We start from the raw sequence: 15,110 nt of genomic DNA on the forward strand, positions 1-15,110 counted from the left end.
ATAAATAGGACCATTGACAAATCACTCAACCTCTATTAAAATTAAAAGTTATCCGATAGTAATTATCTCTATCGAAAAACTCAATACATGCAAGCTATGATTGCTGTGGGTCGAACTACAGCAGGAGCAGCTTCTGGAGAGACCGCGGAATTCTGCGGCGCCGAAGGGTTCACAATCTCAGGCAAAAGGACAGAAGAGTACCGAATATGTATTTGTCGTGCTGATGATTGTCAGCGGCACAAATATATTTTGATATTCTTATGACCGCGAGATTGGAGGACATCCAATCTCTTTTTTTATGGGCTTTTTTACTGCTCGTCGTTCACTAGAGAGGTAAGGAGGAGTTTGATGTGGAACAGCGGGAATTAAAGAGGGACTTATCCAATCGGCACGTACAGCTTATCGCTATTGGCGGGACGATTGGCACCGGGTTGTTTTTAGGCTCCGGTAAGGCGATTCAATTGGCGGGTCCTTCTATCATCTTTGCGTATTTCATTGTAGGTATTGCGCTTTTTTTCGTGATGCGGGCGCTGGGAGAATTGCTGTTATCTAAAGCGGGTTATCAATCGTTAACCGATATTGCCGAGGAGTATCTGGGGCCGCGTGCGGCGTTTGTCACCGGGTGGACCTATTGGTTTTGCTGGATTATGACGGCTATGGCGGATGTGATTGCCGTCGGTGTCTATGTGAAATATTGGTTTGATATTCCGCAGTGGGTCCCTGCACTTATCTGTTTACTCATTTTATTAGGGCTCAATCTGTTGACTGTCAAGCTTTTTGGAGAATTGGAATTTTGGTTCGCTTTAATAAAGGTGATCACGATTCTTGCGTTAATTGTCATCGGTGTTATTTTGCTGGTGATCGGGTTTAAGACGCATACAGGAACGGTTTCGGTTACCAACCTTTGGGAGCATGGCGGTTTGTTTCCAAACGGATTTTCAGGCTTTTTGCTTTCTTTCCAAATGGTGATCTTTGCATATGTCGGTGTGGAATTAGTAGGTGTATCGGCGGCGGAAACGTCGAACCCGAAAAAAAATATTCCATCGGCTATTAATAAAATTCCTTTACGGATTTTATTTTTCTACGTCGGCGCGCTTATCGTCTTATTATGTATTAACCCTTGGATGGAACTGAATGCAGCGGAAAGTCCTTTTGTGAAAACCTTCAGCTTAGTCGGCATCCCGCTTGCCGCGGGAATCATTAATTTTGTTGTATTAACGTCAGCCGCGTCTGCTTGTAACAGCGGGATGTTTTCAACAAGCCGGATTCTGTACAATTTAAGTAAAACGAAACAGGGCCCGGCCAATTTTGCGAAGCTGAATAAAAACCATGTGCCGAGTCACGCGTTATGGGTATCAACCATTGTCCTGTCAGCAGGAGCGCTATTAAGCAAACTGATACCGGAACAAGCCTTTGGGATCGTGACAACCATCAGCGCGATTTGTTTCATATGGGTGTGGGGTGTGATTCTTGTCAGCCATATTAGATACAGGAAAACCCGTCCGCACTTACACGCAGCATCAACATTCAAAGCGCCATTCGCGCCGTTTATCAATTATGTTGTCCTGGCGATGTTTGCGGTCATTCTCATGATTATGCTGTATGCGGATGCGACTCGCCCGGCCTTGCTGCTGACTCCTCTATGGTTTATTGTATTGTTTATTTTATTTTGGATGAAAAAAAACAGGACAAAAAGAACATGATGAGTCAAATTAAATCTCTTGAAAAAGACGGTGTACTGCATGCAGTATGCCGTCTTTATTTTTGATTAACCGTTTCCTTTTATAGGTTTATATTTAATGTAGACATGAGAACGAGAGGAATGGAGTCATGGAATACAATTCATACATGAATGGACAATCGCAATATCCCGCTTGGTCCTATCCGTACAATTTGATCATATGGAAAGCGTTTGTTGGCCATGATGTGAAGTCCTATTTATATGGGTTATAACATAAAAAAGCGCCATACTGCCGTTTAAGCAGCATAGCGCCTTTCATGTTAGTTCCGGATCAAATAATCAAACGCCCCTAATGCGGCATTTGCCCCCGATCCCATTGAAATAATGATTTGGTTATATGGTCCGTCTGTGCAGTCGCCGGCAGCGAATAGGCCAGGGATGGTTGTTTCGCCGCGTTTGTCGACTGCAATTTCGCCGATGCGGTTGCGTTCGACGGTTTCAGGGAGCCATTCCGTGTTCGGCACAAGACCGATTTGGACGAAGACGCCTTGGAGCTCGACGTGTTTTTCTTCTCCTGTTTCACGGTCAACGTAAGTGATGCCGTTTACGTTTTCATCACCCGTGATTTCTTTTGTTTGGGCGTTTTTCACGACAGTCACGTTAGGGAGACTGTAGAGACGTTTTTGCAGAACTTCGTCTGCTTTCAGCTCCGGTGCGAACTCAAGAACAGTCACGTGGTTGACGATACCTGCAAGGTCAATCGCTGCTTCGATACCGGAGTTTCCGCCGCCGATGACGGCGACGTCTTTGCCTTCAAACAACGGTCCGTCACAGTGAGGGCAGTATGCGACACCTTTGTTTTTGAACTCTTGTTCGCCAGGTACGCCGATATTGCGCCAGCGTGCGCCAGTTGACAGAATGACGGTTTTGCTTTTCAGAACAGCTCCGTTTTCGAGTTCAAGATGGAAAAGATCTTTTTTCTCGAGACCTTTTGCGCGTTGCAGGTTCATGACGTCGATCTCGTAATCCTTCACGTGTTCTTCAAGGCTTGCCGCAAGCTTCGGCCCTTCGGTGCGCTTCACGCTGATGAAGTTCTCGATGCTCATCGTGTCAAGGACTTGGCCGCCGAAGCGTTCGGCAACGATTCCTGTGCGGATGCCTTTGCGCGCCGCATAGATTGCTGCGCTTGCACCGGCAGGTCCGCCTCCGACAACGAGTACATCGAACGGATCTTTATCAGAAAGCTCAGATGCATCTGTGCCGCTGCCCATTTTCGCAAGAATTTCTTCAAGCGTCATTCGGCCGCTTCCAAAGGATTCGCCGTTTAAGTATACGGTCGGCACAGCCATAATGTTTTTGCTTTCGACTTCTGACTTGTATGCCGCACCATCGATCATCGTGTGCGTGATGTTCGGGTTGAGCACGCTCATCATGTTCAATGCCTGCACAACGTCCGGGCAGTTGTGGCATGTGAGGCTGATATAAGATTCGAAGCGGTATTCGCCGCTGATGTTCTTGATTTGATCGATGATTTTTTGATCGACTTTCGGCGGTCGGCCGCTTACTTGCAAGAGTGCCAGCACCAAAGATGTGAATTCGTGACCGAGCGGAACTCCGGCGAATGTGACGCCTGTTTCTTCTCCGGCACGATTGACGCTGAAGCTTGGCGTTCTGTCGAGCTGCGCCTTTTCAACAGTGATTTTTGATGACATGGAAGCCAGCTCTTCTACAAGAGCCAGCATATCCTTAGAGACACTGTCATCGCCTGTACTGACTTTAAGGACGATGTCATTTTCAATCATCTGCATGTATTGGTTTAATTGTGCTTTGATATTTGCTTCAAGTACCAATTGAATGCACTCCTTAGATTTTGCCTACTAGGTCAAGGCTTGGTGTCAGTGTTTCAGAACCTTCTTCCCATTTAGCCGGGCAAACTTCGCCTGGGTTTTGGCGGACGTATTGAGCCGCTTTTACTTTGTTGATCAGGGTGCTTGCATCACGGCCGATACCGCCTGCGTTGATTTCAACAGCTTGGATCACACCGTCCGGATCGATGATGAATGTTCCGCGGTCAGCAAGACCTTCTTCTTCGTTCAGCACTTCAAAGTTGCGGGAGATCGTTTGAGACGGGTCGCCGATCATCGCGTAAGTGATTTTGCCGATTTTCTCAGAGCTGTCATGCCATCCTTTATGTACGAAGTGAGTGTCTGTAGAAACAGAGTATACTTCGACACCAAGTTCTTTTAGGGCAGCATATTCGTTTTGAAGGTCTTCAAGCTCAGTCGGGCAAACAAATGAGAAATCTGCTGGATAGAAGCAGAAAATGCTCCATTGGCCTTTTAGATCTTCGTGTGTAACATCGATAAACTCACCGTTTTTGTAAGCTTTCGCTGCGAATGGTTGTACTTCTTTTCCGATTAGAGACATAATATCGTCCTCCTGAATGTAGTTTAAGAGAAATAAAAATTGTAAACTTTATTTCTCTGTAATTATTATAATTATATACAAATTATCAAGTAATAAATATTTTTTGTCAAGGGGAAAGCCCATTAATTTTTTGTTAAGTATTTCAGCTAAAGAAAAGAGTTGGAGTTTCGTAACTTTCATATAGTATGATTGGCACAAATGGTAGAGTAGTGAGAATGAAGAGTCCTAATTGAAAACGAAAAGCCGTCGGAATGACGGCTTCTTTGGCTAAACTCCTTTATATGCGGAACGGTAAATCTCAGCAAGCTCCGAAACGAGCGGCAGCTTCGGATTGGCTGTCGTACACTGATCTTCAAAGGCGCGTTCGGCCATGAGATCCACTTTGCTTTCGAATGCGGCAGCATCCACGCCGTTTTGTTTAATGCTCATCGGAATTTTAAGCTCTTTGGCGAGCGAGATAATCTCCTGGATCAGGCTTTCAACGCCTTCTGCAGTTGTTTTTGCAGGCAGGCCGAGCGTTCTGGCAATCTCCGCGTAGCGCTGATCGGCTATGAAGTGGCTGTATTTAGGAAATGCCGTGAACTTTTTCGGCTTTTCTGCATTATAGCGGATCACGTGCGGCAGAAGGATGGCGTTTGCCCGTCCATGAGCGATGTGAAACTCCGCGCCAAGCTTATGGGCTAAGCTGTGGTTGATGCCAAGGAAGGCATTGGAAAACGCCATTCCGGCAATCGTTGATGCATTATGCACTTTTTCGCGGGCCAGCTCGTCGCTGCCGTTTTTGTATGCTCTAGGCAGGTATTCGAAGATCAGCTGGATGGCCTTCATGGCCAAGCCGTCTGTATAGTCGTTAGCCATGCACGATACGTATGATTCAATTGCGTGAGTTAATACGTCCATTCCTGTGTCAGCCGTAATATGTTTCGGCACGGTCATGACAAATTGCGGGTCAATGATCGCGACGTCCGGCGTTAATTCATAGTCGGCCAGCGGATACTTCGTATTCGTTTCTTTGTCTGTAATGACAGAGAATGAAGTGACTTCAGAGCCTGTGCCTGATGTCGTCGGGATCGCGACGAATTTTGCTTTTTCGCCCAGTTTCGGGTATTTGACAATGCGCTTGCGGATGTCCAGGAATTTTTGCTTTAATCCAAAGAATTCAGCATCCGGGTGCTCATAGAACAACCACATTCCTTTTGCGGCATCCATTGCAGAACCTCCGCCGAGGGCGATGATGACATCCGGCTGGAATTTGGCCATCATGTCGACGCCGTTCATCACCGTTTCGATTGAAGGATCAGGCTCGACATCAGAAAAAATTTCACAATGAACGTAATCCGGGCGCCTTCTTAAGTAGTGTAGGACGCGGTCTACATATCCGAGTTTCACCATCCCCGGATCAGTCACAATCAACGCTTTTGAGATGTCAGGCATTTTCGCTAAATATTGGGTTGCGTGTTTTTCAAAATAGATTTTTGGAGGAACTTTAAACCACTGCATATTGACATTCCTTTTCGCCACTTTTTTCGTGTTGATTAAATGAACAGCTCCAACGTTTGACGAGACGGAGTTTCCGCCATATGTGCCGCATCCGAGTGTTAAAGAAGGCATATAGGCGTTGTAAATGTCGCCGATCGCCCCTTGTGACGACGGTGCATTGACGATGATCCGCCCGGCTTTCATCCGTAATCCGAATTCTTTAACGGCTTCTTGATCGTTCGTATGAATTACCGCCGAGTGGCCGGTTCCACCGAACGCGAGCATGTCTTCGGCGCGTTTTAATCCCTCTTGAATTCCGCTGACTTTGTAGCACGCTAAAACAGGGCTCAGTTTTTCCCTGGAAAGCGGGTAATCCGGACCTACGCCTTCTAATTCGGCGATGAGGATTTTTGTATCTTGAGGCACTTTGACACCGGCCATTTCAGCGATTTTGAATGCCGGCATGCCGACGATATCAGCGTTTACCGCGCAAGTATTTTCATTGATGACCAATTTCTCGACCTTTGATTTTTCGGTTTCATTTAAGAAATAGCAGTTGTTTCTTGTCATTTCGACTTTGACGTCTGAGTAGATGTCTTTGTCTATGATGACGGCCTGCTCTGATGCGCAAATCATGCCGTTGTCAAATGTTTTGGATAAGATCAGATCATTGACGGCTTGCTTCAGGTTGGCAGACTTCTCGATGTAGCACGGAACGTTTCCAGGTCCGACGCCAAGGGCCGGTTTTCCGGAGCTGTACGCTGATTTCACCATGCCGGCGCCCCCTGTTGCGAGAATCAGGGAAACGTTCGGATGGGTCATTAAGGCTTGAGTTGCATTCAGCGAAGGCGTTTCAATCCATTGGATACAGTTGTCGGGTGCTCCTGCTTTGACGGCTGCGTCCCGAAGGATTCTCGCCGCTTCGCGGCTGCATTTTTGGGCCGATGGATGGAAAGCAAACACGATAGGGTTTCTTGTTTTGATCGCTATCAGGGACTTGAACATTGTAGTGGAAGTAGGGTTGGTCACCGGCGTCACGCCGGCGATGACACCGACAGGCTCCGCGATTTCAATGACTCCGTCGTGTTCGTTTTCATTGATGATGCCCACTGTTTTATCGTATTTGATATGATGGTAGACATACTCTGTGGCAAACATGTTTTTAATGATTTTATCTTCATAAACGCCGCGCTTCGTTTCTTCGACGGCAAGTTTGGCGAGAGGCATGTGCTGATCAAGGCCGGCAAGCGCCATCTGTTTGACGATCTCATCAATCTGCTCCTGATCAAAGCTGCGGAATTCTTCCAATGCCTTTAGGCCTTTTTCGACTAGCTGATCAACCATGGTTGAGGCATTTTGCTTTTGTTTCATTTCCTTTTCTTCGATTGCCATTGTAAACCCTCCAGTGAATGAATAGGAATTTGATTACAACAGGATGTTCAGGGATGAATGATGCGGACATTGTTTGTGAAACATTTCACAAGTGGAGTTAAAAAATTTTATCCCTGAAGCGGATATCTGGTTTATTTTGGTATCAGTCCTCCTTTTCTGTGGCTGAATTTATCATATCACGAATTTGAAGTATGAGTTTGTGAAATGTTGAACAAAGTATGAAATTCATTCTTGAGTAAAATAAGAATGCACCCCGAGGTCCGGGGTGCAGCTTTTAATACCAGTCCGTATGAAACACGCCTTCCATATCCGTCCGCTCATACGTGTGAGCGCCGAAATAATCGCGCTGCGCCTGCAGTAGGTTTGCGTTTGAGCGGCCCGTCCGGTAGCCGTCGTAATAGGAGAGGGCGGTGCTCAGGCACGGGAATGAGATGCCTGAGCTGATGCCTTCGCAGACGACCTTTCGCAAGCCGGACTGGTATTCTTTTAGTTTTTCAGCGAAGTCAGGTGCGACCAGCAGGTTGGACAGGTCCGGCTGTTTGTCGAAAGCTTCGCTGATGAGATTTAAAAATTGTGCGCGGATGATGCAGCCGCCGCGGAAGATGAGGGCGATGTCCTTTAACGGCAGGTGCCATCCGTTCAGATCAGACGTCATTTTATATTGAGCGAAGCCTTGGGCATAGGCGCAGACTTTCCCCATGTATAACGCCTGTCTGACGCGGTCGATCCACACGTTCTGATCCAGGGGCCGTTCTTCTGTTTCAGGCCCGGCCAATACGTTTTCGGCAGCTGTCCGTTCGTCTTTTAATGATGACAGGTAACGGGCAAACAGGGATTCCGTGATAATTGATGATGGAATGCCGTTGTCGATGGCCTGCAGGCTCGTCCATTTGCCCGTGCCTTTTTGGCCGGTTTTGTCGAGGATGACGTCGATGAGCGGAGCGCCCGTTCGCTCATCCTTTTTCCTCAGGATCTCTGCCGTGATTTCGATTAAATAGCTTTTCAGCTCTCCTTGATTCCACGTGTCGAAAATGTCAGCGATTTCATCTATCGGCAAAAGAAGCTTTTCTCTTAAAAATGTATACGCTTCAGCGATAAGCTGCATGTCTGCGTATTCGATGCCGTTGTGCACCATTTTGACAAAATGCCCCGCGCCTTTTGGACCGATGTAGACACAGCATGGATCTCCTTCTACTTGGGCGGCGATTTTTGTGAGAATCGGAGCTGCTTTTTCGTAGACGTCCCGATCTCCGCCGGGCATAATGGATGGGCCTTTTAAAGCGCCGACTTCGCCGCCGGAAATGCCGATTCCCAAGTAGCCGATACCTTTCGCTTTCAAACTGTCATATCTTCGTTCCGTATCTTCGTAGTGGGAGTTGCCGCCGTCCATGATGACATCCCCTTCTTCAAGCAGAGGAACGAGCGAGTCGATAACAGAATCAACCGGTTTGCCTGCTGTGACCATAAGAAAGATTTTTCTCGGTTTTTCTAAAGACTGTACGAAATCTTCAAGTTCATAGTACGGCTTGACTGTTTGGCCTCCCGTTTTTTGGACGAGTTGATCGGTTAAATCCCTTGTGTAGTTATAGACGGCGACTTGTTCGCCTTTGCTTGCCATGTTCAGGGCGATATTGCTCCCCATGACTCCCAAACCTATGACACCGATTGTATTGCGCATGTAATACCTGCTCCTTCATTTAAGACTTTTTTATACAAATAGGCTTAACAATAAAGTAAATCCTAATCCGGCCACCGCGATAATGGTTTCAAGCAGTGTCCAGGTGGCAAATGTCTCTTTCATGCTTAGTCCGAAATACTCTTTGAACATCCAGAAGCCTGCGTCATTGACATGGGAAGCGATTACACTTCCGGCCCCTGTTGCAAGCACAACCAGCGCAAGATTGACATCGCTTTGTCCGAGCATCGGAAGAACGAGTCCGGTTGTGCTTAATGCAGCAACTGTCGCGGATCCTAAGGAGATGCGCAGAATTGCGGCGATGACCCAGGCGAGCAAGATCGGCGACATGGCTGTTCCTTTGAATAATTCAGCTACATAGTCGCCTACTCCGCCATTGATCAAGACTTGTTTGAAGGCGCCGCCGCCCCCGATGATCAAGAGCATCATTCCGATTTGTGTAATGGCGGTTGAACAGGAATCCATCACTTGTTTGATCGGGATCTTTCTGGCGATCCCCATCGTATAGATCGCGACCAACAGGGAGATGACCATCGAAGTCGAGGCATTCCCGATTAAACGAACCGCTGCCAGCAGGCTGTTGTCTGCAAGGCCCATCGTTTCTTGAATAAGCGTAATAACAGTCGAAATAGACATGATAATGACCGGAAGCATAGCTGTGAAGACGCTGATGCCGAAGCCGGGCGTCTCTTCAAGCTTGAACGTTTTCTGCTCACCGAGTGAAGCGATGCTGCCCATTTTCTCAAATGATTGCGGGACGATTTTTTTCGCCAGTTTCGTAAATAAAGGTCCGGCCAAAAGAACGGTTGGAATTGCAACAATGATACCGTAGAGCAGCACTTCCCCGATATTGGCGCCGAGCTCTCCCGCGATAGCCGTCGGTCCCGGATGCGGGGGCAGGAAGCCGTGTGTGACGGATAAGGCCGCCGTCATTGGAATTCCAAGGTATAAAATAGATATCTTCAATTCTCTTGAAATGGCGAATACAATTGGAATCAATAATACCAATCCGACTTCGAAGAATAATGCTACCCCGATGATAAAGGAGGCGATGACGACCGCCCATTGGATGTTTTTCTCTCCGAATTTGTTGACGAGGGTCATCGCAATGCGCTGAGCGCCCCCTGAATCCGCGATCAGCCTGCCCAGCATGGCGCCGAGCCCGAAGATCAATGCGATATGGCCGAGCGTTCCGCCAAGGCCTTCTTCAATCGTTTTGACGATGTCGTCAAGCGGCATTCCAAGCGCCAATGCAACCCCGAACGATACGATAATCAAGGAAACAAACGTATTCAGTTTTAACCCCATAATCAAAAGCAATAATGCGACAATCCCGATTGCTACGATCAGTAATGGCATGATAACGCCTCCAATTCTCCCCTATTTTTTGCTGGATAAGCTTCTTTGATAATTTGCAATTTGTGTATATTCGTTTTCAAGTGCTCGAGATAAGTTGATAAAAAGCGGCATTAATTTTCTGTATTCTTTGGCCGATTCTTCTTTCGGCGCGTGTCTGTGCGTGCTTCCGATCATGTCGGAGACGACATCGAATGAATCGATTTTCCCTGTCGCGTACAGCCCCAAAATGCAGGCTCCGAGACAAGAGCTTTCATAGCTTTCCGGCACGACGACTTCCGATTCGAAAATATCGGCCATCATTTGCCGCCATACGTCAGACCTTGCGAAACCTCCGGTCGCCTGAATTCGGGCAACTGGACCGTCCATGCATTCTGTCAACGCCAGGAAGACGGTGTACAGATTGTAAATAACCCCTTCCAATGCCGCGCGAATCATGTGTTCTTTTTTATGCGACATGGTGAGGCCGAAGAATGAACCGCGCACATCCGGATTCCAGAGCGGCGCCCGTTCGCCTGCGAGGTATGGATGGAACAGCAGTCCGTCGGCACCCGGTCTGACGCGTTCGGCAATTTTGGTCAAGACATCGTACGGATCAATGCCGAGACGTTTTGCCGTTTCAATTTCTGATGATGCAAATTCATCTCTGATCCAGCGAAGGACGATCCCGCCGTTGTTGACTGGCCCGCCGATGACCCAATGATTCTCAGTTAAGGCATAGCAAAAAATTCTGCCTTTTTCATCGGTTTGCGGTTTATCGATAATCGTGCGAATCGCACCGCTTGTCCCAATAGTGACGGCGATTTCGCCTTTTTTAATCGCGTTGACGCCGAGGTTGGAAAGCACGCCGTCGCTGGCACCGATGACAAATGGCGTTTGCGGATCAATTCCCATCATCGCCGCCAGTTCCGGATTGCAGTGATGGAAAATGGCTGTTGTCGGAACGAGCTTTGATAGGTGGTCAGGTGTGATGCCTGCAATGGCAAGTGCTTCTTCATCCCAGGCCAATGTTTTGAGATTCATCATTCCCATCGCCGAAGCTAAGGAGTAATCGACGACATATTGATCAAATAACTTTTTAAAAATATATTCCTTGATTCCGATATATTTTTTTGCTTTGACAGCGATTTCAGGATGCTCGTTTACAATCCATGTGATTTTGCTTAGCGGCGCCATCGGATGAATCGGCGTTCCCGTCCGTTTATAGACATTGTGCCCGTTCATTTCTTCTTTGATTTTATGAGCCCAGCCTTCGCTTCTGTTGTCTGCCCAAGTGATGCAGGAGGTGAGCGGCTTGTCGTTTTCGTCCATCGCAATCACGCTGTGCATCGCGCTGCTGAATGAAATGAATGACGGCTGTTTGTCAGGATGCTGCTGCATGATTTTCGCCGTTGACTGGATGACGGCCTGAAAAATCTCATCCGGGTTTTGCTCAGCGGTCGAGATGTCCGGTGTGTAAAGCGCGTAGCCGATGCTTTCCTTTTGGATCACGTCCCCTTTTTCACTGAATAAAACCGCTTTCGTGCTTGTCGTACCGATATCTATGCCTAACATATAACTAGTCATTTTCTTGTTCGGCCCCTTTCGCCAGCATTTGTTGCGACAGCCACAGATCTTCAACTTTACCTTGCACGTCATCGAAATTTTGATGTAGGGATTTAAGCATCAGATCCCTGTCTTTCGTTTTGATCGCTTTGATATAAAGTTCATGGTTATCGAGAATTCGTTCAAAGTCTTCGTATTTTTCTTTTAAGCGGGCCCGCATGGATAAAAGAATAAAGCTTTCCATCACAGGTTTGAGATTGTTCCATATCATCAAAATGTAAGAATGATTGATGGAGCGGACAATCGTTTCGTGAAATAAGACGTCTTGAAATGAGAACTCGTCGGCATCTTTGTATTTGATGGAGACTTTCATCATCTCCAATATTTTGCTGAGGTCTGTTACCAGTTCGTCGACATTGGCCCGTCCAAGCCGTTCGAATACGAATGTTTCCATCACCAGACGCACATCATAAATTTCTCCAATTTCTTTTTCGGTTAAACCGATGACAACGGCGCCCATCCGTTCCAAACGGATGATTTTTTCCGATGCCAGTATTTTTAAAGCCTCGCGGATGGGAGACCGGCTCACCGAGAATTCCGCAGCCAATTTATTTTCAGATAAAATGGTACCGCTTTCAATCAAGCCGGAAATAATGCGCATTCTCAGCTCGCATGCGACGCGAACACCTGTTGAAGCTCTTGAAAGCCACTTCTCCGGATATAAAAGATTTTTAGATTGGCTCATACACTCACCTTCCTAGTTATACGAGTATACTTGTATACAAGTATGATAACGCGATTATTTTGATTATGCAAACACTTTCATTTCAAATTTTCCGAAAAATTTTTTCCATTTATAAAACGATTTGTTTTGCCAATGCGCTCGAAATACTCCACTAAAGCAAAAAAATATAAAGGGAGCAGCTGCCCTTTATATTTTGACCATTTGTTTAACGATGAGTTTGAAGTCATGTTCGCTAATTTCTATGTGCCCAAATCGAAAGGAATAACCCCAGTGCCGTTTGTTTTTGATGAAAGAGAGGTTGGGAATGAATGGGTGGATCGGCGTTTCCCGGCATTTTAAAAAGTTGATCTTCCTTCTGTAAGGTGAGAATCCTTCTCCCGCATGAACCTTGTAAACTCTGTTATCACTCACTTCCCCTACAGCTGTAAACTTTTGATAGGGCGCATCATCTTTGAGATTTTGTTTTGGCGAGTAATAAATGATCCAATCATCGGGATTCATTCTTTTTAAAGGCGCCTCTTTTCCGTGGCAAAGTTGAGCAAAGCCCCCGGATACACCTTTCAAGACGTGATCGCGCGAAGCTACGCCGATCCAATACCTTCTTTTCATTCCATTCAGCATCCGCAAGCATCCTTGTCAGTATCCCCTTCGGTGCATGCTGACACAGGAAAATTCATTTCTCTCCATGCCGCGATCCCTCCGGTCAGCTCTTTCACTTGATAGCCTTTTTCTAATAAAAATTTAGCTGCTTTAGCTGCCGTATTGCACCAGACATCCCAGCAGTACACAATGATTTCTTTATCTTTTGGAATATCCTCTAATCGATGAGGGAGATCGTGTTCAGGTATCGCTTGAGCACCTTTTATCGTCAAACTCCTGACTTCGCTTGGCCCGTTTCTTACATCTATTAAAAAATATTTTTCAGGGTGATTCTTTGAAGATTTAAAATAATCCATTGGACTAATGGTGGCTTCTAAACGTGCATTAAAAAAATCGAGTGAATTCATAGGGTATGCCTCCTAGTTTTTATACTTTTTCCATACTTTTAAAAGCAAATCTTTAAATAATTTTTTTTCATTGTCAGTCAGAGGGGATAAAACCTCATATTCTGTCTGTACTAAAACCTGTTTGCATGATGACAGTACATCGCTGCCTTTTTCAGTAAGGATTAGGCTGTATGCCCTGCGATCACTTGCGTTTTTTGTCCTTTCCACAAAGCCTGAAGCTTCTAAATGGTCAACATGGCTCACCATTGTCGTACGGTCGATCTGCAGTTGTTCAGAAATCAGTTTTTGAGAAGAAAAAGGGTTTTCTTCAATAAATACAAGTACTCCGAATTGCCTGGCATTCAAGCTATACGGAGCGAGAACATCAGCAAATTGATCCTCCATTTGCTGAAGAACCTTTCCTAGCAAAAATCCGTAAAATTGACTTAACTGTTTCAAAAATCATCACCACCTAAAATAATCACCAAACTATATAGTCAGTATAACTGATTATATTTTTGAACGCAAGCCTTCTTGTTTTCGTTTGTTAATTTAATTAATTAACCGTGGTACAATAAAACCTACGATATGGTGTAAATGGAGGATTTCACATGCAACGCGGTACATTTCAATTAATGAAATCGGTGAACAAATCGATCATTCTTAATAAAATCAGAACTTCAGAGCCGATTTCGAGAGCCGAGATCGCCAAGGAAACAAAGATTACCCCTCCCACGGTCTCAAGCATTGTCAAAGAGCTGATCGAACAAGGGCTCGTGAAAGAAAGCACGCTCGGCCATTCGAGCGGCGGAAGGAAGCCGACAATGCTGCACATCAACACAGGTGCCTATTATGTCATTGGCATTGATGCCGGGCCTGAGACGGTGGAGTGCATCTTAACCGATTTAGCCGGAGGGATACTGCAGCGGACATCCAGCCTGCTGAAAAAACCGCTGACAAACGAGACGTTCATTGATGTTTTAAAAGAAAATGTTTATGCGATTTTGGGACGGGCCGATGTCAATCAGGAAAAGATCATCGGGATCGGCATCGCAATGCACGGGGTCGTCGATGCTGAAACGGGAATGTCACGCATCGCCCCGATTTTAAACCTAACCAATATTCCCATTAAAGATGTGCTGGAACAAGAATTCAACTTAACGGTCAGAGTTGAAAACGATGCCAGGGCGATGGCGCTTGGCGAATCGTGGTTCGGCGGCCGCGATGATGCAGGCAGTATGGCGGCCGTAAACGTCGGCCACGGTGTCGGTGCGGGGATTGTCATCAACGGAAAACTGTACCATGGAGCGGAAGGAATCGCAGGGGAACTGGGCCATATGATCATTGATATTAATGGAGAAAAGTGCGAGTGCGGCAACCGGGGCTGCCTGCAGACGATTGTGAGCGGTAAAGCGATTGCCAAGCGGGGAAACAAACGGTTAAAAGAAAGTCCGGATAGCCTGACAGCCAAAGATTTGTTTGAAATGGCCGAGAACGGCTGCCAAACGTGTATCGAACTCTTTCGGGAAACCGGTGTGATGATCGGAATCGGGCTGACCAACTTCATTCATCTTGTCAATCCGGGCAAAATCGTGCTGGGCGGCGGAGTGATGAAAGGCGGGAGGTTCATATTGCCGGCGATACGAGAAACGATACAGCAGAAAGCCTTAACAGCCGAAGCGAGGCAGACAGAGGTGACGATAACGAAGCTCGGCGATGAAGCGACGCTTTACGGAGCCGTTTCATTGCTGTTGGCGGAGCTGTTTGATCCGGTGTTAAAATAAGCCTTTTTTTCGCCTGTTT

12 protein-coding genes and 1 riboswitch are annotated in these 15,110 nt (G+C 46.5%); of the genes, 2 read left to right on the top strand and 10 right to left on the bottom strand.

The window, feature by feature from the left end:
* The first annotated feature begins 123 nt into the window (after nucleotides 1-123).
* Nucleotides 124-203, top strand: a riboswitch (glycine riboswitch).
* Between the two features lie 147 nt (nucleotides 204-350).
* Entirely contained in the window at nucleotides 351-1,703 is a 1,353-nt protein-coding gene (locus tag ACH97_RS02795; protein ID WP_043054522.1) for an amino acid permease, read from the top strand.
* 298 nt (nucleotides 1,704-2,001) lie between these two features.
* Here the strand turns inward: ACH97_RS02795 and ahpF are convergent, their stop codons facing one another.
* The 10 genes from ahpF to ACH97_RS02845 all read right to left on the bottom strand — a co-directional run bounded on the left by ahpF (nucleotide 2,002) and on the right by ACH97_RS02845 (nucleotide 13,766).
* Nucleotides 2,002-3,531: an alkyl hydroperoxide reductase subunit F gene (gene ahpF / locus ACH97_RS02800; RefSeq protein ID WP_020453591.1), complete on the bottom strand. Its 1,530-nt coding sequence runs from the start codon at nucleotides 3,529-3,531 to the stop codon at nucleotides 2,002-2,004.
* A 13-nt stretch (nucleotides 3,532-3,544) separates the two neighbouring features.
* The gene (gene ahpC, locus ACH97_RS02805) at nucleotides 3,545-4,108 is read right to left on the bottom strand and encodes an alkyl hydroperoxide reductase subunit C (protein WP_020453590.1); all 564 of its coding nucleotides are present in this window, start codon (nucleotides 4,106-4,108) and stop codon (nucleotides 3,545-3,547) included.
* Nucleotides 4,109-4,375: 267 nt separating this feature from the next.
* Complete coding sequence (gene adhE / locus ACH97_RS02810) at nucleotides 4,376-6,979, bottom strand: bifunctional acetaldehyde-CoA/alcohol dehydrogenase (RefSeq protein WP_020453589.1); 2,604 nt, start codon at nucleotides 6,977-6,979, stop codon at nucleotides 4,376-4,378.
* A 274-nt stretch (nucleotides 6,980-7,253) separates the two neighbouring features.
* A complete protein-coding gene (gene gnd, locus ACH97_RS02815) occupies nucleotides 7,254-8,657 on the bottom strand; it encodes a decarboxylating NADP(+)-dependent phosphogluconate dehydrogenase (protein ID WP_020453588.1) in 1,404 nt (467 codons plus the stop codon).
* A gap of 30 nt (nucleotides 8,658-8,687) precedes the next feature.
* Complete coding sequence (locus ACH97_RS02820; protein ID WP_023856844.1) at nucleotides 8,688-10,034, bottom strand: GntP family permease; 1,347 nt, start codon at nucleotides 10,032-10,034, stop codon at nucleotides 8,688-8,690.
* 21 nt (nucleotides 10,035-10,055) lie between these two features.
* Complete coding sequence (gntK, locus tag ACH97_RS02825) at nucleotides 10,056-11,597, bottom strand: gluconokinase (protein ID WP_020453586.1); 1,542 nt, start codon at nucleotides 11,595-11,597, stop codon at nucleotides 10,056-10,058.
* Nucleotides 11,590-12,321 carry a GntR family transcriptional regulator gene (locus ACH97_RS02830; protein ID WP_020453585.1) on the bottom strand — a complete coding sequence of 244 codons (732 nt, stop codon included), beginning with the start codon at nucleotides 12,319-12,321 and terminating at the stop codon, nucleotides 11,590-11,592. Before ACH97_RS02830 ends, gntK begins: the two co-directional genes overlap by 8 nt.
* Nucleotides 12,322-12,507: 186 nt before the next feature.
* On the bottom strand, nucleotides 12,508-12,942 hold the full coding sequence (locus ACH97_RS02835; RefSeq protein WP_020453584.1) for an EVE domain-containing protein: 435 nt from the start codon (nucleotides 12,940-12,942) through the stop codon (nucleotides 12,508-12,510).
* On the bottom strand, nucleotides 12,936-13,328 hold the full coding sequence (locus ACH97_RS02840) for a rhodanese-like domain-containing protein (RefSeq protein ID WP_020453583.1): 393 nt from the start codon (nucleotides 13,326-13,328) through the stop codon (nucleotides 12,936-12,938). Before ACH97_RS02840 ends, ACH97_RS02835 begins: the two co-directional genes overlap by 7 nt.
* Before the next feature lie 12 nt (nucleotides 13,329-13,340).
* On the bottom strand, nucleotides 13,341-13,766 hold the full coding sequence (locus ACH97_RS02845) for a MarR family winged helix-turn-helix transcriptional regulator (RefSeq protein ID WP_020453582.1): 426 nt from the start codon (nucleotides 13,764-13,766) through the stop codon (nucleotides 13,341-13,343).
* A 152-nt stretch (nucleotides 13,767-13,918) separates the two neighbouring features.
* Here ACH97_RS02845 and ACH97_RS02850 point away from each other — a divergent pair, with 152 nt between their 5' ends.
* Nucleotides 13,919-15,091 (top strand): ROK family transcriptional regulator, encoded by a 1,173-nt coding sequence (locus ACH97_RS02850; protein ID WP_020453581.1) that lies wholly within the window; start codon nucleotides 13,919-13,921, stop codon nucleotides 15,089-15,091.
* Nucleotides 15,092-15,110: the final 19 nt, after the last annotated feature.

Origin of the sequence: Bacillus paralicheniformis, from assembly GCF_001042485.2 — a bacterium.
Taxonomy (GTDB): domain Bacteria; phylum Bacillota; class Bacilli; order Bacillales; family Bacillaceae; genus Bacillus; species Bacillus paralicheniformis.

Bases quoted from the DNA above. Each gene is read 5' to 3' on its own strand.
- ahpC (WP_020453590.1), bottom strand. From the start codon at position 4,108: ATGTCTCTAATCGGAAAAGAAGTACAACCATTCGCAGCGAAAGCTTAC.
- adhE (WP_020453589.1), bottom strand. From the start codon at position 6,979: ATGGCAATCGAAGAAAAGGAAATGAAACAAAAGCAAAATGCCTCAACC.
- gnd (WP_020453588.1), bottom strand. From the start codon at position 8,657: ATGCGCAATACAATCGGTGTCATAGGTTTGGGAGTCATGGGGAGCAAT.
- ACH97_RS02820 (WP_023856844.1), bottom strand. From the start codon at position 10,034: ATGCCATTACTGATCGTAGCAATCGGGATTGTCGCATTATTGCTTTTG.
- gntK (WP_020453586.1), bottom strand. From the start codon at position 11,597: ATGACTAGTTATATGTTAGGCATAGATATCGGTACGACAAGCACGAAA.
- ACH97_RS02830 (WP_020453585.1), bottom strand. From the start codon at position 12,321: ATGAGCCAATCTAAAAATCTTTTATATCCGGAGAAGTGGCTTTCAAGA.
- ACH97_RS02835 (WP_020453584.1), bottom strand. From the start codon at position 12,942: ATGCTGAATGGAATGAAAAGAAGGTATTGGATCGGCGTAGCTTCGCGC.
- ACH97_RS02840 (WP_020453583.1), bottom strand. From the start codon at position 13,328: ATGAATTCACTCGATTTTTTTAATGCACGTTTAGAAGCCACCATTAGT.
- ACH97_RS02850 (WP_020453581.1), top strand. From the start codon at position 13,919: ATGCAACGCGGTACATTTCAATTAATGAAATCGGTGAACAAATCGATC.